Genomic DNA, 19,201 nt, shown 5'->3' with positions numbered 1-19,201 from the left:
ACCCGGCGTAAGCTGGATCACGTAACGAATGGGACACGGCGGCGAGCCTGCCCACCCGCCGTGCCCGGCCGGCCGTAATCTGCGGGGGTGAGTGCAATTGGTGACCTCTCCCAGGTGCCCCCGGATTTCCTGACCGCACTGGGCGATCTGCGCCGCGCCGAGTGCAGGCCCGAGCTGCTGCTCGAAGAGATCCCGGCCCCCACACGCCTGGCTCCGTTCGCCGTGTCCCTGGGCGCCGAGGTCCGGGCCCCGGGCCCGGGCGGCGGACGTCGTCGGCTGGGCCTGCCGGACCCGGGCAGCGAGCCCGAACTGGCCACCGGACGCTTTATCCTGCTGCACGACCCGCAGGGGTCTCCGGTGTGGAACGGCACGTTCCGCGTGGTCACCTACATCCGCGCCGAGCTGGAGCCCGACATGGGCAACGACGAACTGCTCGGGCCGGTCGCCTGGACCTGGCTGGTGGAGGCCTTGGAGCAGCACGGCGCGGCCTACACCTCGGCCGGCGGCACCGCCACGCGCATCCTCTCCGAAAGCTTCGGCACGCTGTCCGGGCGCGGCGGGGCGATCGACATCGAGCTGCGTGCCTCGTGGACCCCGGCCGGCCCGGCCGTCCGCGCCCATCTGGAGGCCTGGTCGGACATGGTGTGCTCCTTCGCCGGCCTGCCCCCGCTGCCCGAGGGCGTTACGCCGCTGCCGCGCCGCCGCCCCTAGCTTCCGCCGCCGCCGAGCGCCTGATCCGGCCCTCCCACGCAGCCAAGGGGCCGTCGACGGCGCGGATGGCCTCCCTCTCGATAGACTGGAATCCTTATGACCGCCCAAACCCCCGCTGCCGCTGCCCGCACCCCCGACACGGATGCCGACGCCGGCCCCCCGGAGCAGCCCCTGCCCCTGCTTGAGGCCCCGCGGGACGGGGTTCCCCTGATCATCGACACGCCGCAGGGACTGGAACGCGCCGCGGCCGCGCTGGCGGCGGGCACCGGCCCCGCCGGCGTGGACGCCGAGCGTGCCTCCGGCTTCCGCTACGGCCAGCGGGCCTTCCTGGTCCAGATCCGCCGCGAAGGCGCCGGCACCTGGCTGATCGACCCGGAGCCTTTCTCCGACCTGCGCATCATCGACGAGGCGCTGCGCGGAACCGAGTGGATCCTGCACGCCGCCAACCAGGACCTGCCCTGCCTGGCCGCCCTGGGCATGCGGCCGGACCAGCTGTTCGACACCGAGCTGGCCGCCCGGCTGGCCGGGCTGCCGCGCGTGGGCCTGGCCGCCGTCATCGAGCAGCTGCTCGGCTTCACCCTGGCCAAGGAACACTCGGCGGCGGACTGGTCCACCAGGCCCCTGCCGGAACCGTGGCTGCGCTACGCCGCCCTCGACGTCGAAGTCCTGACGGATCTGCGGGTGGAGCTGATCCGTCTGCTCCAGGACGCGGGCAAGCTCGGTTTTGCCGAGGAGGAGTTTGAGGCGGTACGGCTCGCGGCCCCGACGCCGCCGCGCACGGATCCGTGGCGGCGCACCTCCGGGCTGCATCAGCTCAAGGACCGCCGCCAGCTGGCCGCCGTCCGGGAACTGTGGCTGGAGCGGGAGCAGCTGGCCGAGCGGCGCGACACCGCCCCCGGCCGGCTGATTCCGGATTCGGCCATCATCGCCGCCGCCCGCGCCATGCCGTCCACGGTGCCGCAGCTGCTGAACACCCCCGGCTTCCACGGGCGGGCCGCGCAGCGCGAGGCACCGCGGTGGCTGCGCTGCATTTCCGCAGCCCGGTCCGCGGAGGATCTGCCGCCGCTGCATGTGCCCACGAACGCACCGCCGCCGCCGCGGACCTGGGCCCGCACCGATCCCGAGGCTGCGGCCCGGCTGCAGACGGCCAAGACCCGGCTCGCTGCGACAGCGGCCCAGCTCGACCTGCCGGTGGAGAACCTGCTGACCCCGGATTACCTGCGCCGCGTGGCCTGGCGGCCGCCGACGCCGATCGATTTGGAGTCCATCAGCCAGGCCCTGCGGGACCTGGGTGCGCGTGAGTGGCAGATCCGGCATACAGCGGCCGTGATCACCGTGGCGTTCCTGGACCCCGATCCCCTGCCCGAGAAGGACGGCGGCACGGATTCGAGGGCCTGAGCCGCGGCGGTCCCGGCCCGCGGGGCCGGTGGAGCTGCCCGCTCGGCTCCGACGCTAGGCTGGTAGGGCAGGGTGAACGGCGGCGGAAAGGCAGCAGATGAGCGCGGATCAGGCCCGGAGCCGTTCCCGGCTGCACCGGTTCAGTCCGGCGGCCGCGGCTGCGGGGCGTTACGCGGTCGCCGTCGTCGCCGTCGCAGCTGCCGTCCACCTGGTCAAACCCCTGCAGATGCTGCTGTCGGCCGGTCTGATGCCGATGGAACGGCAGGCGGTCTCGGCGCTGTCCGCTGCGCTTGTTCCCACGTTGGCCCTGGCGTACTGGGCGCTCCTGCTGCGCTGGGAGCGCCGCCACGACACCCGCGGCTACGCCGGGCCGGCCATGTTCCTGCTGGCCCTTGCGCTGGCATTCGCCGTGCTTACCCTCGGCGGCACCGCGTTCAGCTACTTCTATCCCGTGTTCCTCTTCCTGGTGGGGCTGAGCACCGGGCAGCTGATGCTGTCGTCGGTGGCCCTGCTGGCGGCCTTCGCCGCTGTCCAGGAACGGTTCGTGCTGGTGCCCTGGCTGCCGCCGACCATGGTGTTCTGGGTGCTGGCCGTGGCCTGCGTGGGCGCCTGGCTGCGCCTGCGCTCTCCGCCGCCTCCACCGGGCTCCGCCGACTGACTCCGGCCGTCCCGCCGCTCAGCGGCGGCGCAGCCAGCCCCAGCGCCGACGCCGGGCCGCCGCGGCTGCCGCTTCCTCGGCCGCCTGTGCCTGCCGGGCAGCGTCGGCGCGCACCTGGCGCCGTTCCTGCCAGCGCCGCACCTCCTGCTCGACGTCGCGCAGCTTGGTGGTCACGGGCGGTCCGCCCTGAAGCTGCCGTCGGGCGTCGATGACCCGGGCGTTGAAATCCTCGACCACCGCCCGCGCCTGTGCCTCGGTGTACCGCCGGTCGAGGGTCTCGTCCAGTTCGGCATCCTCGGTGCGCAGCAGCAGGGCACGCGGCCCGAGGCCGGTGAGGTTCTCGCGCTGGATCAGCCCTTTCAGCCACCAGTCCGGATCCGGGTCCCCGACCGTCTGCGGCAGCGGTTTTCCGGCGTACTTCAGGTTGTCGAAGGCTCCCTGCGCCATCGCGTCGCGGACCAGGTAATCGGCCCGGGCGGCGGGGTCCACCCGCCGCTTCTCCTCCTCCTGCGTGTCCCGGCCGTACTCCGCGTCTCCGCTGGCGCGCAGGCCGGCAATCCGTTCCAGCCGCCGACGCCGTTCTTCGGCTTCCCGTCCCATGGTCAGCACCGTCCTTCCGCCAGGTGTGGGAACACCTGCACTCCGACCAGTATTTCGGCCGCCGGGGGCACCGGCAACACCGGCCGCGGAGGAGCCGCGCCGCCGAGGGCCCGGTCAGCGCAGCGCCGTCGGTTCAGGCAGTCGGCGGCCAGACGAAGTCGAAACGCTCGAAGACAATCTCGTCCTCCACGCTCCAGGCCGCGCCGCGGGCCGCTGCCGTACGCTCCCAGAAGCTCCGGTGGGCCTGCTGCCAGGCCGCGAGCGAGCCGTCATCCTCCCCCTCATCACGGGCGAAGCCGGCGTCGGCGTCCGCGAAGGTGCCCAGCCTCAGTTCCACCGTCCGCAGCACCGCGCGCGGCCGCCCCCGCCCGTCGCAGGCAATCCAGTGCGCCCCGATGCGTGGAAGCTGGGCTCCCTCCTGCAGATACTCGGCCACCAGGGATGACGTTGCCCGCTTTTGGCCGGTGAGGACCAGTTCCAGCAGTGCGTCGGCCATCTCCGGCCCATCGCCGAACATCTCCACTTCGTATTCGGGATCGGCGGCTGCCTGCTCCGGCCTGGCCTCCGCGTACTCGTCCCACAGGACAGCTGCGGCTTCAAAATCCGGGCCCCCGGCCATCTCATCGCTCATGGCCGCCAGTCTGCCACGGGCAGCGCGGCGGCGTGCCCCTGCCCGCGCATCTGCCGGGCCCGATCCTCAGTGAACTTGCCGTTGGGTACGCGGAACCGAAAGGATGGAGGCTGACGGCACGAGGAGCGGGACGGCAATGCAGACGCAATCTGACCAGGAGATCTGGGATCGGCGGTACTCCGGCCGTCCCGTCTGGAGCGGCGAACCCAATCCGACGCTGGTCGCCGCCGCCGAATCCCTGGAGCCGGGCCGTGCCCTGGACCTTGGCTGCGGTGAGGGGGCCGACGCGATCTGGCTGGCGGGCCGTGGCTGGGAGGTCACCGGCGTCGACGTCTCCCCCGTCGCCCTGCGCCGCGCCGCGGTCCAGGCCTACGAGGCCGGCGGCCGGCTCGCCGGCCGGACCCGGTGGCTGCACCGCAACGTGGCGACCTGGCTGCCGACGACCGGCGGTTTCGACCTGGTCACCATGCATTTCCTGCACCTGCCGGCGGAGCGGTTCCGGCCGGTGCTCCGCCGCGCAGCGGCCGCTGTGTCCCCCGGCGGCGTCCTGCTGGTCGTCGCGCATCACCCCGACGATGCCCGGGCCGGCGTGCCCCGGCCCGATCCGGACCTGCTGCCCGCCCCCGGCGACCTGCGGGCGGCGCTCGATCCCGCACTGTGGCAGGTCCTGGCCTGTGAGGCCCGGCCGAGGCAGGTCCCCGGCCCGGAGGGCGAACCCGTTACCGTGCAGGACACGGTCCTGCACGCGTCCCGCCGGCCTTCCTGACCGGGCCCCCAGCCGTTTCGCCCGGCGGCTGCGACCTTCCGATGAGAAGAGGTGAGCGGATACCCCTTCAGGTAACCGACCGCTCAGTATAGTGTGGGCCACGTAACAGCACCCGACATCCCGCCGTCCGACAGCAGGCGCGCTCCGGTCGACGGCCGACGGCACGGCCGGCCTGTTGCGGCCTAAGTTACTCACGAGTAACATCGAGGCGGACCTTGTGCCGTATTTCATATCTCTCAAAGAGGAGTTGGACGTGAGCCCACAGAGCCGGAACCGGCAGATCAGGGACGTTGTATTCGTGGACGGCGTGCGCACACCCTTCGGCAAGGCCGGTGAAAAGGGCATGTACCACGGCATGCGCGCCGATGACCTGGTGGTCAAGTGCATCCGCGAACTGCTCCGCCGCAACCCGCAGCTGCCCAAGGACCGCATCGACGAGGTGGCCATCGCCGCCACCACCCAGACCGGAGACCAGGGCCTGACCATCGGCCGCACCGCGGCCCTGCTGGCCGGCCTGCCGCAGACCGTTCCGGGCTTCGCCATCGACCGCATGTGCGCCGGCGCGATGACCGCCGTAACCACGACCGCCGCAGGCATCGGCGTCGGCGCCTACGACGTCGTCATCGCCGGCGGCGTCGAGCACATGGGCAACCACCCGATGGGCCAGGGCGCGGATCCGAACCCGCGCTTCATGACCGAGCGCATCGTGGATCCGGCAGCCCTGAACATGGGCAACACCGCAGAGAACCTGCACGACCGGTACCCGCACATCACCAAGGAGCGCACCGACGCCTACGCGGCCGCCTCGCAGGAGAAGCTGGCCAAGGCGTACGCCGGCAACCACATCCAGCCGGACCTGGTGCCGGTGGCCGTGAAGAAGCCGGGCCAGGGCTGGGCCCTGGCCACCCGGGATGAGCCGCCGCGGCCGGGCACCACCGTGGAGGACCTGGCGCAGCTGCGCACCCCGTTCCGTGCGCACGGCCGGGTCACCGCCGGCAACGCGGCCGGCCTGAACGACGGCGCGACGACGGCGCTGCTGGCCTCCGCCGACGCCGCCGAAGAGCTGGGACTGCCGGTGAAGATGCGCATGGTCGCCTCGGCGTTTGCCGGCGTCGAGCCCGAGGTCATGGGCTTCGGCCCGGTCCCCTCCACCGAGAAGGCGCTGCGCCTGGCCGGTCTGGAGATCTCCGACATCGGCCTGTTTGAAATCAACGAGGCCTTCGCCATCCAGGTCCTGGCCTTCCTGGACCACTTCGGCATCGCCGACGACGACCCCCGGGTGAACCGCTGGGGCGGGGCGATCGCCGTCGGGCACCCGCTGGCCTCCTCCGGCGTGCGCCTGATGACCCAGCTGGCCCGGCAGTTCGAGGAGGATCCCTCCGTGCGGTACGGCATGACCACCATGTGCATCGGCCTGGGCATGGGCGGCACCGTCATCTGGGAAAACCCCAACCACCCCGACTACACCACCGATCCGGAGGCCTAGGACCCATGACTTCTTCCGAATTCACCCGCCTGGCGGAAATGTTCCCCCACGAGGTCGTCACCCACTCCTACGTCCAGGACGTGGAACTGCCCGGCGGCGCCGGCACTTTCGCGCTGATCGCCCTGGACAACGACGCCGACCACCGCCGTCCCACCACGCTCGGCCCGAACACGCTCATCGAGCTGGGCAACGTGCTGGACGCCCTGCGCGGCCGCGCCGACGCCGGCGAGATCGTGGGCGTGGGCGTGACCGGCAAGCCGCACTACCTGGTCGCCGGGGCCGATCTGTCCTCCACCAAGTCCCTGGTCGGGGAGGCCGACGGCCGGGCCATGGCGGCCCTGGGCCACGAGGTCTATGAGAAGCTCGGCACCCTGGGCGTGCCCAGCTTCGCCTTTATCAACGGCGTCGCCCTGGGCGGCGGCCTGGAGATCGCCCTGCAGTCCGACTACCGCACCGTCTCCACCGGAGCCGGCGCCCTGTCGCTGCCCGAGGCGTTCATCGGTCTGGTCCCGGGCTGGGGCGGGGTCTACCTGCTGCCGCGCCTGATCGGGCCCGCCAACGCGGTGAAGGTGATGATCGAGAACCCGCTGAGCAACAACCGCACGCTCAGCGGCCCGGCCGCCTACAAGCTCGGCATCGCCGACGCACTGTTTGAGCCGGCGGACTTCGTGGAGCAGTCCCTGGCCTGGGCGGCGCGCGTGATCACCGGCCAGGAGACCGTGAACCGGCCCAACGCCGTCGCCGATCCCGCCGCCGTCTCCGACGAGTGGGACGCCGCCGTCGCCGCCGGGCGCGCCTTCGTGGAGAAGCGCACCTCCAACGCCGCACCGGCGCCCGCCAAGGTCCTGGACCTGATGGAGGCCGGGAAGAACTGGACCGAGGAGCAGTCCCGCGAGGCCGAGTGCGACGCGCTGGCCGAGCTGATGCAGACTCCGCAGTTCTCCGACACGGTCTACGCCTTCCTGGACCTGGTGCAGAAGCGCGGCAAGAAGCCCGCCGGCGCCCCGGATCCCAAGCTCGCCCGCCCGGTGACCAAGGTCGGCGTCGTCGGCGCGGGCCTGATGGCCAGCCAGCTGGCGCTGCTGTTCGCGAAGCAGCTGAAGGTGCCGGTCGTCATGACCGACATCGATCAGGCGCGGGTGGACAAGGGCGTGGGCTACGTGCACGCCGAGGTGGACAAGCTGGCCGCGAAGGGCCGGATGTCCGCCGACGCCGCGAACCGCACCAAGGCGCTGGTCACCGGCTCGGTGTCCAAGGACGTGTTCGCCGACGCGGACTTCGTCATCGAGGCCGTGTTCGAGGAGATGAGCGTCAAGAAGCAGGTGTTCGCCGAGGTGGAGGCCGTGGTCTCCCCCGAGTGCATCCTGGCGACCAACACGTCCTCGCTGTCCGTGACTGAGATGGCCGCGGATCTGCAGCACCCGGAGCGGGTGGTCGGCTTCCACTTCTTCAACCCGGTGGCCGTGATGCCGCTGCTGGAGATCGTGCGTGCGCCGAAGACCGACGACGCCGTCCTGGCCACCGCCTTTGCCCTGGCCAAGCAGCTGAAGAAGACCGCCGTGCTGGTCAAGGACGCGGCCGCCTTCGTGGTCAACCGCATCCTGGGCCGCATGTTCGGCGAGATCACCAAGGTGTTCGACGAGGGCACCGACGCCGCCGTCGCGGACAACGCGCTGCGCCCGATGGGCCTGCCCATGACGCCGTTCAACCTGCTGGCCCTGGTGGGCCTGCCGGTGGGCCAGCACGTGCAGGAATCCCTGCACGCCGCGTTCGGCGACCGGTTCCACGTCTCCGCCAACCAGCAGAAGCTCATCGACAACGGCATCAAGTCGCTGTGGCAGCAGGGCGGGGACGGCTCGCAGTACATTCCGCAGGAGACGCTGGACCTGCTCGAATTCGGCGACTCCCCCTCCACCTCCGAAGAGGTGCTGCGCCGTGCGCAGGACGCCCTCGCCGAGGAAATCGGGCTGATGCTCGAGGAAGGCGTGGTGGCCGGGCCCGAAGACGTCGACCTGTGCGTCATCCTGGGGGCCGGCTGGCCGATGCACCTGGGCGGCATCACCCCGTATCTGGACCGGGTGGGCGCCTCGGAGCGGGTTCTCGGGCACCGCTTCCACGCTGAGCGGGAACCGGCTTCCGTGTAGGTTCCCCTCGCACTAACGCGCGCCGGACGGACCGGACGGCCGCTGCCGCATTTCCCCTTCCAGGAAACGTGGCGGCAGCCGTCCGGGCCGTCCGGCGCATTTTTCGCAGGAGTATAAGCATCTTCATCTTCTTGGAGTCCCCGGGCACCGATTGATAAGGTTCCTTCGTCCGTTGCCGGCCTGCAGAGCCGGTACACATTTTTTTGAGGGGGATTTTCATGTCTCGGGTGTTGTCCACGGAGCAGGCGAAGACTGCCATCAACCAGGTGCAGTCGATCATCAACGGCGGTTTTACGGATCAGATCTCGGCCCTGGACGCGCAGGGGAAGATCCTTTCGGATCCGAACGTGTGGGACGGCCCGCTGGCGGCACAGTTCCGCGGCTCGACCTGGCCCGAGACCAAGGCCGCCCTGGACAAGGCCCGCGAGGAGCTGGAGCAGCTGCGTTCTCAGCTGCAGCAGATCTCGCAGAACATCTTCTCCGCAGGCGGCGGCGCCTAAGCGTACGTGCCGACGCGCCAGGGCCGGGCATTCCCGCCGCTCCTGCGGCATGCCGGATGCCCGGCCCCTTGGCGCTCCCGGTACTTGGTACCGGTTTCGGACGGTTGACGACGAGGCAAAAACCAGCGTGTTCGCTCCCCATCGTCGACCCGACAAATCTTTCATTTCGAGCTGTGTTTTTCTCTGGGGGCCCTGACAGTGACGTTCGTTGAGATGCCGTTGTTGCCGGACGATTCGCGTGGACGATTCGTGTACGGCGTGGCAGCCGAGATGAAGTCTGCCTTCGAGTCCGCAGCGTCGCGGCTCGAAATGCAGTTGGGTCCCCGCCTTTCCTACGCCACGGACGCTGGACAGGACTTTTTGGGCCGCTTTTCCGAAGTCTTCCAGGCCAACGCCGCAATCGCCCGTCAGGATGCCGGTGCCCTCGCTGAGGCTCTGCGGACAGTCGCCGGGTACGTCGACGTCATGGTCAGGGCAGCGAAGGAAGAAGACGCCCGCCGGGAAGAAAACAACGACTGGGTCCGCCGGAACAACGACCGCAGCTGGCTGGAGGAGATCGGCGACTGGATCTGGGGCGCGGACCCGCGGCCGAACATGGACCCGGCACCCGCACCCTCCTTTCCCCAGGCGGCACCGACCAACGGCGTCCGGCAGACCCCTGCCCCGGGCAGCGGAGGCGACGCCGGAGGCGGCACCTCCTCGGCGCGGCCGTCGCATCTGCGGACCTTCGCCGCCCGTTCCCGCAGTCTCGACGATGCTCTGGCCTCCACGCCGGGAACTTTGGAAGGCCACTTGGCCTCCTTTGCCACTCAATGCACTTGGGGCCACATCGACGCCGGCGGGGTCGTGCGTGCCTTCCGGCAATACCTGGAAGCCAACGAACACGACGCCGTCTGGGCGGTAACGGTGGCGGATGCCTTCGCTGCTGCCGGCGGTGAGGGGAACGTGTCGACGGTGTCCGATGCGGCGTTGGCGGAGGCGCTGGCTGCGGCGGGGGTGAGCGCCACCCGCACGTCGCTGCAGATTGATCCGCCGACGGCGTGGGGCGCGAAGCCGACGACGGGGTATGCGAATGATCCGGTGAACACGGCGACGGGCAACTTTATTGAGCCGGAAACCGATCTGGGTTTTGCCGGGGTCGCGTCGAACCTGGTGCTGTCCCGGATGTATAACTCGCTGGCCGTGGCGGCGCAGGACGCGGATGAAGTTTCGGCGGCGCCGGGGGTGTTTGGTCCGGGCTGGGCGTCGGTGCTGGATCAGCGCCTGGTGTTCAGTGATGAGGGTTGCCGGTGGGTGATGGCCGACGGTCGGGCGGTGGACTTCCCGCGCGAGGGTGAGGGCTGGGGCCGGGCGGTGGAGGAGAACTACTGGCTTTCCCGCGAACCGGTCCACGTACCTTCCCTGACGGAGCTGGCGTCGGTTCCTGCCGGGACCGCCCACCTCATGGTGGTCCGGGACAACAAGGGTTCCTGGTGGGCCTACACCCTCACCGGCGCCTGGCTGGGCGCCGGCTCCGGGCCAGGGCGCACCATGTCGGTGTACCGCCAGGCACCTGCCCCCGCGGACACTGTTGCGGACGGTGCCGCGGACGGACAGACCATGCCCACCGGCGCCGACCTCGGTCACACCGGTTCGGTGTCGCGCCTGTCGCATGTGCGGGGCCGGTTCCTGGAGGTGGAGTACGTGGGCGGCCGGGTGGCCGTGGTGCGGGCCTCGGATGGTCGCCGGGTGGAGTATGGGTATGACGACGCCGGCCGGCTGACCGAGGTGAGCACGGCGGCGGGGACCCGCCGGTACCGGATCAACGGGGACGGCCTGATCGACGCCGTGTACTCGGCCGCCGGGATGCTGGAGGCGGAGAACAGGTACGACGCGCAGGGCCGGGTGGTGCTGCAGGTGACCCAGCATGGGCGGCGGACCCGGTTCGCCTACCTGCCCGGCCGGGTGACCGTGGTTTCAGACGAGGACGGCACCCGCTCGAATTCCTGGATCGCGGACGCCCGCGGCCGGCTGGTCGGGGTCCGGGACTCGCATGATGAGCGGCAGTCCATGGCCTATGACCGGCACGGGAACCTGGTCTCCTTCACCGAACGCGACGGGTCGGTCACCGTCCACGCCTATGACGAGCGGGGCCGGCGGATCCGGACGGTGACGCCGGAGGGCGCGGACTTCACCTACGGGTGGGACGAGCAGGACCGGATCACCACCCTGGTCACCGACACCGGGTCGGTCATCACCTACGAGTACGCCGATGAGGTCACCCGCGACCCGTCCGTCGTCACCGACGCCCTGGGTGGGCGGACCGAACTGGTGTGGGAGCAGGGCCTGCTGGTGCAGGTCACCGACCCTGCCGGAGTCACCATCGGCTTCACCTATGACCAGTTTGGTGATCTGATCGCCAGCACCAACGCGGCCGGGGACACCGCGGTCATCGTCCGCGATGCGGCGGGCCGGCCGGTGGAAGCGACCACCCCCTCCGGGGCCCTGACCCGCTGCGCGTACAACCCGGCCGGGCTGCTCACCCGCCGCGAGGACCCGGACGGAGCGGTCTGGGCCTTCGAGCACGACGACGCCGGCCGGCTCACCGGCGTCACCGCACCGGACGGGGGCCGCACCGCACTCGAGTACGCGGCTAACGGGGAACTGGTGCGCACCATCGACCCGCTCGGCCGGTCCGTGGAACGGGTCTTTGACGACCTGGGCAACGTGGCCGCGGCGGTCCTGCCCGACGGCGCCCGCTGGGGCTTCACCCACGACTCCCTGTCCCGGCTGACCCGGATCACCGACCCGGCCGGGAACGACTGGATCCGCGAGTACGACACGGTCGGGAACCTGACCGCCGTCATCGACCCGACCGGCGTCCGCGCCGATGCCGCCACGGACCGCAAGACCGGCACCGCGACCCTGCGGGACGCGTTCGCGTCCACCACCTACACCTTCGACGAGTACGGGCGCCCCACCCGGGTCCAGTCCGAAGACGGCACCGCCGAACTGATCACCTACGATGCCGCCGGCAACCCGGTCGAACTGCTCGACGGGGAAGGCGGGCTCACCGTCCTGGCCCGCGATGTTGCGGGCAGGATCACCTCCATCACCTCACCCACGGGGGCTGTCACCCGCTACGAATACGACAACTGCGGCCGGCCCTGGAAGACGATCGACCCGTTGGGGGCGGTCACCGAACTGGCCTACGACGCGGACCAGCGTGTCATTTCCCGGATCCTGCCGACCGGGGAAACCGAGACGTTCAGCTATGACGGGGCCGGACGGTTGACCGGCCGCCGGACCCCGGGCCAGGGTGTGGCCAGGTACGGGTATGACAAGGTCGGGCGGCTGACCTTCGCCCAGGACACCTGGTACGGCACCCGCCGTTTCAAGTACAACACCGCCGGTGAACTCGTCGAAACGGTCAACGGGGTCGGCGGGCGGACCCGGTTCGAGTACGATCCCCGCGGCCGGCTGGTGAAGATCACCGACCCGTTGGGCGGGGTCACCACCCGCACCTACACCGACACCGACAAGGTCGCCTCGGTCACCGACCCGCTGGGCCGGGTCACCACCGCGACCTATGATCCGGCCGGCCGGCAGCTGTCCCAGACCGACCCCGACGGGAACACCACCACCTGGACCTACAACACCGCCGGGCAGGAAACTGCCACCGCGTTCAACGGCCGGATCATGGCGGAGATCCGCCGCGACAAGCTCAACCGGCGCATCGTGATCGCGGACTCCACCGGCACCGACGGGCTGGTCATCGAGCACGAACTCGGATTCAACCGGCGCGGCCAGCTCACCACCCGCACCCGCGGCAGCCAGGGCATGACCTGGGCGTATGACGCGGACGGACACCGCACCGCCTACACCGACCCCACCGGAACCACCACCACCTACACCCGCGACCCCGCAGGCCGCGTGGTCACGGTCAGCAACCCCCGCCTCGGTGAGGCCGCCTTCTCCTACGACCCGTCCGGGCGGCTCACCACCGCCACCGCCGGGAACCTCGCCCAAACCTGGGCCTACCGCCACGGGTACCTGGCCGAGCACACCCGCACCACCACCAGCACCGACCAGCGCGGCGCATCCGAGCACGACACCACCCTCATCGGCAGGGACGACGACGGACGGATCACCGGCCTCACCCGCAGCGGAACAACAACCCGCTACGCCTACGACGGCGCCGGGCAACTCGTCGCCGCCGCCACCACCGGGCAGGAGGGCAGCCTGCCCTCAACCAGCTCCGACACGGTGTCGGAATGGCAGTACGACGCCGGCGGACGCCTGATCCGCGAACTGAGCCCTGCCCGAACCCGGACCTACCGCTATGACTCATCCGGCCAGCTCGCAGCCGTCCTCACCTCCGATGGGTCCGGCGTGGAGTACATGTATGACGGGCTGGGCCGGCGGACCCGGCTCATCCGCGCCGACGGGTCCGCAACGGATTACGCCTGGGGCCCCACCGGCTACCTCGCGGCAGTCATCGAACGCTCACCAAGCGGAAGCGCCGTTTCCCGTCATCAGCTGTGGGTCGACGCCCTGGGCGAGCTGACCGCCGTCGACGGCTGCGACCTGTGGTGGGACACCGCCAACCCCGTTCCCACCCTCGCCGGCATCGCCGACCAGCAGGTCCTGAACCTGCCCGGCGGCATCACCGGCGTCGGCAGCACCTGGCTCTCCCCCACCTGGCGGGCCGCCCGCCCCACCGATCCGGCTGATCCCTGGGCCGTCGTCGGCGCGTCACCGGTTCCGCAGCCGGGAGCCGCTGCGCAGGTCGGTGGGAGCACGCTCGGCGCCCTGGCGGCCCCTGCCCTTCCCCCGGAACTCAGCCTCACCGCCGGAGGCGGGCTCGGCGTCGCCGGTCTGGAATGGCTTGGGCGGCGGGCGTACGACCCCTCGACGCCCGGGTTCCTCTCCACTGACCCGCTTCCGCCCGTGCTCGGGGCCGGGTGGGACGGCAACCCCTACGCCTACGCCGGCAACAACCCCCTCAACGCCAGCGACCCCACCGGCCTGCGCCCCATGACCGATGCGGAACTAAAGGCCTATGATCAGCAGGCCGGCAGTCATTGGGAAACCCTTTTGGGGGCGGCGGCCGTCGTCGGCGCCGTAGCGGTGATGTTCGTACCCGGCGTCAACCTGATTGCCGCCGGAGCCATCGCGGGCGCCCTCGCCTCCGGAGGCCTGTCGATGGTGTCCCAGGACCTGCAAACCGGAACCGTGGACTGGTGGTCGGTCCTCGGCAACGCAGCAATCGGCGGTGCCGTCGGTGCCGCAGGCGGTGGAGCAGCGCTGTGGACCAAGAACCTGCTGGCCGCAGCTCCCGCAGGCCAGGCCGCTGCGGCCCTGGGGGTCAGTGCCGGCGCCAACGGAGCCGTCGGCGCCGGGGCGGGCGCGCTGGGCTACCTCTACCAGAACGGCTGGCAGATCAAGGACGGGTGGGATTTCGCCGGGAAGGTGACAGGCAGCGCGTTCGCCGGTGCCGTCGGCGGCCTGGCAGGGCCTGCCGGCGGGAGCCTGGCCCGCGGCATGTCCGCCTCCTCCACCGGCGGAATAGCCCGGCTCGGCACCATGGGGATCAGCGGCGCCGGAGCCGCTAGCGGGTCCATGCTGGAGAACGTGGTCGCCGGAGACTCGATCGACCTCACCAAAGCCGGAGCCACCGGCCTGTTTGGCGCCGGTGCAGCGGGCCTGCCGCTCGGCTCGGTCCCGGGGCTGGGACAGACCGGCGTCAGCACGCTGAAACAGATGCCCTACTTCGCTCCCCGCACCTGGGGCGGCATGTTCAACGTGGGTCAAACGAATACAGTTGGTTTGTGGGGCGGCGGCCTGTCCGGAGCCGGCGTCGGCTTTGGCGGCGAAAAGCTGCAGGAGGCCGTGGGCTGGTAGACGCCCCCCCCCGACGCAACATGACTGAGAAGAGTAAGTGTGCAAGCTAGGCAGCAGGTCAGGAACGCCCTGGCCTTTTCCGGCGGGTTGCTGGCCGCAACCGCCGCAGTAATTCTGGTCGGCCCGCAGGACCACGCACCGCAGGAGTGGCTCGCCCTGGCGGCCGGCCTCGCGGCGGGGATCTGGCTGCTCCGCTTCGCCCCCGCCTGGCGGTGGCTTTCCGCCCTCGTCCTGCTGCTCGCCTTCGTGCTCCTCCTGGTCCTGGGCCCCCTCGGAATCGCCTGGATCGGCGGTTTCGTATCCGGAACACAGGCGGGGCTCGCCTGGCGGCAGCACGTGCGAGCCGGCAGGAAAAGCGCAGGAGGCGCACGGTCCCGGGCCCCGCGTTCCGCAGCCGGGCGGCAGCAGCTGTGGACAGTGGACGGTCGGAGCTTCACCTCTTCCGAGGAGGCCAGGAACGCGGCGCGCGCCGCCGTGCAGGCCCTCGATCCGGTGACCGGCGGAACGGTAAAGGCCGAATACGGCCCCGCGCGCCTGGAGATAGCCGGCAGCCCTCAAGCCGGCGTGGTGTGCCACCGCAACCCCCGGTCCGATGACGAATCCACCTGGACCGTCCTGGGCCGGACCGGTCCGGGCCCGGACGCAACCGTTGAAGTGCCCATGGGCCGAAGGACCGCCGTGCTTCCCGCGCGGCTGGTGCAGCAGCCTGCAGCCGCCGAGGCCGTCATCGAGGACTTTTTCGCCAACCCCGGCGGAACGCCGTCCGGCCCGGGCTGGCTGACAGGCGACGAGGCTGAGTCCTCCCGCCTGACCACGTACTGAGCCCTCCGGTGCGACCTCCCCCTGGTCCAGCGGCCCGGACGTGTTCGAGCTGAGGTTCGGCCAGGGCAGCGCCTCGGCAGCAGCCGCGCCGTGCCGGCGGGCGTGCCTGGAAGACGTAGCATGGCCGGATGACTTCTTCTCCCCTGGCCGGACGTACCGCCGTCGTCACCGGCGTCAGCCGCCGCGCCGGCATCGGTTCTGCCGTTGCCGCCCGTTTGGCGGAGATGGGCGCCAGCCTGTACCTGCAGCATTACGCGCCGCATGATGCCGAGCAGCCGTGGGGCGGGGACGACGTCGACGCCGTCATGGACGAGCTGCGCGACCGCCTGCAGCCCGGAGCCCGGCTGGCGCATGGGGAGCACGATTTTGCCGAGCCCCACGCCCCCGCCGCCATGCTCGACGCGGCCGCCTCGGCGCTGGGCCATCTGGACATCCTGGTCTGCAACCACGCGCGCAGCGGCGGGGACGGTCCCCTGCAGTCCCTGGACGCAGCGATGCTCGATGCGCACTGGGCGGTCAACGCCAGGTCCGTCCTGCTGGCCACGGCCCGCTTCGCCGACCAGCATGACGGACGCCCGGGCGGGCGGGTGATCTGGTTCACGAGCGGGCAGCTCCTGGGGCCGATGCCCGGGGAAATCGCGTACGCCGCGTCGAAGGCTGCCCTGGCCGGGATCACCGCCTCAGTGGCTGCCGACCTCGCCGACGGTGGCATCCTGCTCAACACCGTCAATCCCGGCCCGGTCAACACCGGTTACCTGGACGCCGAGACGGCTGACCGTCCGCTGGAGGTCCTTGATGACGTCCGCGCCGCGTTCCCCGCGGGCAGGATGGGTGCACCCGATGATCCGGCGCGCCTGATCGCCTGGCTCGTCTCGGATGAGGGACGGTGGGTGGTGGGCCAGACGATCAGCAGCGAAGGCGGGTTCCGCCGCGGCTGAGACCGCGCCGGGGCCGCCGCGCCTCAGGCCAGGCGTTCCAGCGCGGCGGTCAGGTACGGCGCCGTGCGGCTTGCCCTGCACGCGGCGACATCCCCGGCGGTGCCGGCGCAGATGATCCGGCCGCCCTCGTCTCCGCCGGCCGGGCCCATGTCGATCACCCAGTCGGCCGCCGCCACCACGTCCATGGCGTGCTCGACCACGACGACGGTGTTGCCGGCATCCACCAGCCGGTTCAGCTGGGCCAGCAGCAGCTGCACGTCCTGCGGGTGCAGGCCGGTGGTGGGTTCATCCAGCAGGTACAGGGTATGGCCGCGCCGGGCCCGCTGCAGTTCCGTGGCCAGCTTGATCCGCTGCGCCTCACCGCCGGAGAGTTCGGTGGCCGGCTGACCCAGCCGCAGGTAGCCGAGGCCGACGTCGAGCAGCGCGCCCAGGCTGCGCGCCGCGGCCGGCACATCGGCCAGGAACTCCGCGGCGGTTTCGACCCGCATGCCCAGCACGTCCGCGATGGTCCTGTCCCGGTAGGTGATCTGCAGGGTCTCTTCGTTGTAGCGGGCACCGTGGCACACCGGGCAGGGTCCGTACGTGCCGGGCAGGAACAGCAGCTCGACGGCGAGGAATCCCTCCCCCTGGCACGTTTCGCACCGCCCGCCGGCCACGTTGAAGGAGAACCGGCCGGCGGTGTAGCCGCGTGCCTTCGCCTCGTCGGTACCGGCGTAGAGCTTCCGCACGGCGTCGAACAGACCTGTGTACGTCGCCAGGTTGGAGCGCGGCGTGCGGCCGATGGGCCGCTGGTCCACCCGCACCAGGCGGTCAAGATGCTCGAGGCCGGAAATGCTGCGGACCCTTGCCGTTTCCCGGGCCGTGTCAGCGCCGGCTTCGGCGCCGACGTCGCCCTCGCCGTCCTCCTGGTCCTCGGCGGCCGGCGGGGCGCCGTTCACCTCGGTGCCCACGGTCTCGGCCAGGACCTGGCTGACCAGGGTGGACTTGCCCGAGCCCGACACCCCGGTGACGGCGGTCAACACGCCGAGCGGTATCTCCGCGTCCAGGTCCTGGAGGTTGTGCCGGGTGATGCCCTTCAGCGACAGCCACTGCTCGGGCCGCCGGCGCGGCGGCGCCGGCCGGTCGGCCTCCCCGAACAGGAACGGGCGGGTGGCGCTGTCCTCCACGTCGGCCAGCCCGGCCACGGGGCCGCTGTACAGCACGGTGCCGCCGCCGTCGCCGGCCTGCGGACCGACGTCGACGACCCACTCCGCGTTGCGGACCACATCCATGTTGTGTTCGACGACGAAGACCGAGTTGCCGGCGTCGCGCAGCTCCTGCAGCACCTCCAGCAGCGGCTCCGCGTCCGCCGGGTGCAGGCCGGCCGACGGCTCGTCCAGCACGTAAACGACCCCGAACAGGCCCGAGCGGAGCTGAGTGGCGATCCGCAGCCGCTGCATTTCCCCCGGTGACAGGGTGGGAGTGGCGCGGGCGAGGCTGAGATATCCCAGGCCCAGGCTGATCAGCACGTCGAGCCGGGCGAGCAGGTCGCGGGTGATGGTGACCGCCACCTCGGTGTCCTCGTTGGAGGCCGCGGAACGGGACGCGGTGCCCGCGGCCTGCAGTTCAGCCGTGGGGCGGATGATGTCCGCCAGCTCGGCCAGCGTGGCGCTGTTCAGTTCGGCTATGTTCCGTCCGGCGAAGGTGACGGCCAGGGCCTCCGGCCGCAGGCCCGCTCCCCCGCACACCGGGCACGGTCCGGACACCATGTACTCCAGCACCCGCTCACGCATCTTCGCGCTGGCGGAGTCGGCGAGGGTGTGCAGCACGTAGCTGCGGGCGCTCCAGAAACGGCCCTTGTACGGTTTGGCCACCCGGTCACGCTGCGGGGTGATCGTCACCACCGGCTGCTCCTCGGTGAACAGGATCCAGTCCCGTTCCTTCTTCGGCAGCTTCCGCCAGGGCACATCGACGTCATAGCCCAGGTGGATCAGGATGTCGCGCAGGTTCTTCCCCTGCCAGGCCCCCGGCCAGGCGGCGATCGCACCCTCGCGGATGGTGAGGTTCGGGTCCGGGACCAGCGAGTCCTCGGTCACGGTGTGCGCGACGCCGAGGCCCGAGCACTCCCGGCAGGCGCCGGCGGCGGTGTTCGGCGAGAACGCGTCGGAGTCCAGGCTGCCGGGCTCGAGGTCCGCGGGGTAGGTTCCGCCGCGGGAGAAGAGCATCCGCATCGAGTTGGACAGCGTGGTGAGGGTGCCGACCGTGGACCGTGAGCTGGGCGTGCCGCGGCGCTGCTGGAGGGCGACGGCGGGCGGCAGCCCGGTGATCTGTCCAACCTTCGGGTTGTGTCCCTGGGCGAGCAGCCGCCGGGCGTACGGAGCCACGGACTCGAAGTAGCGGCGCTGGGCTTCCGCATAGATGGTGCCGAACGCCAGGGACGACTTTCCGGAACCCGAGACCCCGGTGAAGGCGACGATTGCGTCCCGGGGGATGTCGACGTCGACGCCGCGCAGGTTGTTCTCCTCCGCGCCCCGGACACGGACCATGCCGGCTTGGGTGGCTGCGGACCTGGGGGCCGGACCGGAGGACGGCCGCTGCTTGGATCGGTTGGAAGTACTCACCCTTCGACCCTAGCCGCGGACCCCGGCGGAATAATAATCAGCACCCTTAGGACGCCTGTCCCAC

The 19,201-nt window shown here is 71.0% G+C and carries 13 protein-coding genes; 10 read left to right on the top strand and 3 right to left on the bottom strand.

Annotated elements, in window-relative coordinates:
- Positions 1-96 precede the first annotated feature (96 nt).
- From AC5RV6_RS08190 to AC5RV6_RS08180, 3 genes are all read left to right on the top strand, one after another.
- Entirely contained in the window at positions 97-711 is a 615-nt protein-coding gene (locus tag AC5RV6_RS08190; protein ID WP_494007380.1) for a DUF3000 domain-containing protein, read from the top strand.
- A gap of 96 nt (positions 712-807) precedes the next feature.
- Positions 808-2,109, top strand: a complete 1,302-nt coding sequence (locus tag AC5RV6_RS08185; RefSeq protein ID WP_494006819.1) for an HRDC domain-containing protein — start codon at positions 808-810, stop codon at positions 2,107-2,109.
- A 97-nt stretch (positions 2,110-2,206) separates the two neighbouring features.
- Entirely contained in the window at positions 2,207-2,767 is a 561-nt protein-coding gene (locus AC5RV6_RS08180; protein ID WP_494006818.1) for a hypothetical protein, read from the top strand.
- 18 nt (positions 2,768-2,785) lie between these two features.
- Here AC5RV6_RS08180 and AC5RV6_RS08175 read toward each other — a convergent pair whose 3' ends face one another.
- Both AC5RV6_RS08175 and AC5RV6_RS08170 read right to left on the bottom strand, forming a co-directional pair.
- Positions 2,786-3,367 (bottom strand): DnaJ family domain-containing protein, encoded by a 582-nt coding sequence (locus AC5RV6_RS08175; protein WP_494006817.1) that lies wholly within the window; start codon positions 3,365-3,367, stop codon positions 2,786-2,788.
- 133 nt (positions 3,368-3,500) lie between these two features.
- On the bottom strand, positions 3,501-3,998 hold the full coding sequence (locus tag AC5RV6_RS08170; RefSeq protein ID WP_494006816.1) for an ASCH domain-containing protein: 498 nt from the start codon (positions 3,996-3,998) through the stop codon (positions 3,501-3,503).
- A gap of 136 nt (positions 3,999-4,134) precedes the next feature.
- Here AC5RV6_RS08170 and AC5RV6_RS08165 point away from each other — a divergent pair, with 136 nt between their 5' ends.
- From AC5RV6_RS08165 to AC5RV6_RS08135, 7 genes are all read left to right on the top strand, one after another.
- Positions 4,135-4,764, top strand: a complete 630-nt coding sequence (locus AC5RV6_RS08165; RefSeq protein ID WP_494006815.1) for a class I SAM-dependent methyltransferase — start codon at positions 4,135-4,137, stop codon at positions 4,762-4,764.
- A gap of 253 nt (positions 4,765-5,017) precedes the next feature.
- Positions 5,018-6,250: a thiolase family protein gene (locus AC5RV6_RS08160; protein ID WP_494006814.1), complete on the top strand. Its 1,233-nt coding sequence runs from the start codon at positions 5,018-5,020 to the stop codon at positions 6,248-6,250.
- A 5-nt stretch (positions 6,251-6,255) separates the two neighbouring features.
- On the top strand, positions 6,256-8,394 hold the full coding sequence (locus tag AC5RV6_RS08155; RefSeq protein WP_494006813.1) for a 3-hydroxyacyl-CoA dehydrogenase NAD-binding domain-containing protein: 2,139 nt from the start codon (positions 6,256-6,258) through the stop codon (positions 8,392-8,394).
- Between the two features lie 218 nt (positions 8,395-8,612).
- The gene (locus AC5RV6_RS08150; protein ID WP_494006812.1) at positions 8,613-8,894 is read left to right on the top strand and encodes a pyrophosphorylase; all 282 of its coding nucleotides are present in this window, start codon (positions 8,613-8,615) and stop codon (positions 8,892-8,894) included.
- 213 nt (positions 8,895-9,107) lie between these two features.
- Positions 9,108-14,777 carry a DUF6531 domain-containing protein gene (locus AC5RV6_RS08145; RefSeq protein ID WP_494006811.1) on the top strand — a complete coding sequence of 1,890 codons (5,670 nt, stop codon included), beginning with the start codon at positions 9,108-9,110 and terminating at the stop codon, positions 14,775-14,777.
- Positions 14,778-14,816: 39 nt separating this feature from the next.
- Positions 14,817-15,599 carry a hypothetical protein gene (locus AC5RV6_RS08140; RefSeq protein WP_494006810.1) on the top strand — a complete coding sequence of 261 codons (783 nt, stop codon included), beginning with the start codon at positions 14,817-14,819 and terminating at the stop codon, positions 15,597-15,599.
- Positions 15,600-15,727: 128 nt separating this feature from the next.
- Positions 15,728-16,537, top strand: coding sequence for an SDR family oxidoreductase (locus AC5RV6_RS08135; protein WP_494006809.1), 810 nt, complete (start codon positions 15,728-15,730; stop codon positions 16,535-16,537).
- 23 nt (positions 16,538-16,560) lie between these two features.
- On the opposite strand, the gene uvrA is transcribed toward AC5RV6_RS08135, so the two are convergent.
- A complete protein-coding gene (uvrA, locus tag AC5RV6_RS08130) occupies positions 16,561-19,062 on the bottom strand; it encodes an excinuclease ABC subunit UvrA (protein WP_494007379.1) in 2,502 nt (833 codons plus the stop codon).
- Positions 19,063-19,201 lie beyond the last annotated feature (139 nt).

This window comes from Arthrobacter saudimassiliensis (assembly GCF_059090665.1).
The sequence above is the reverse complement of the archived record's forward strand: the minus strand, read 5'-3'. Positions and strand labels throughout refer to the sequence as shown.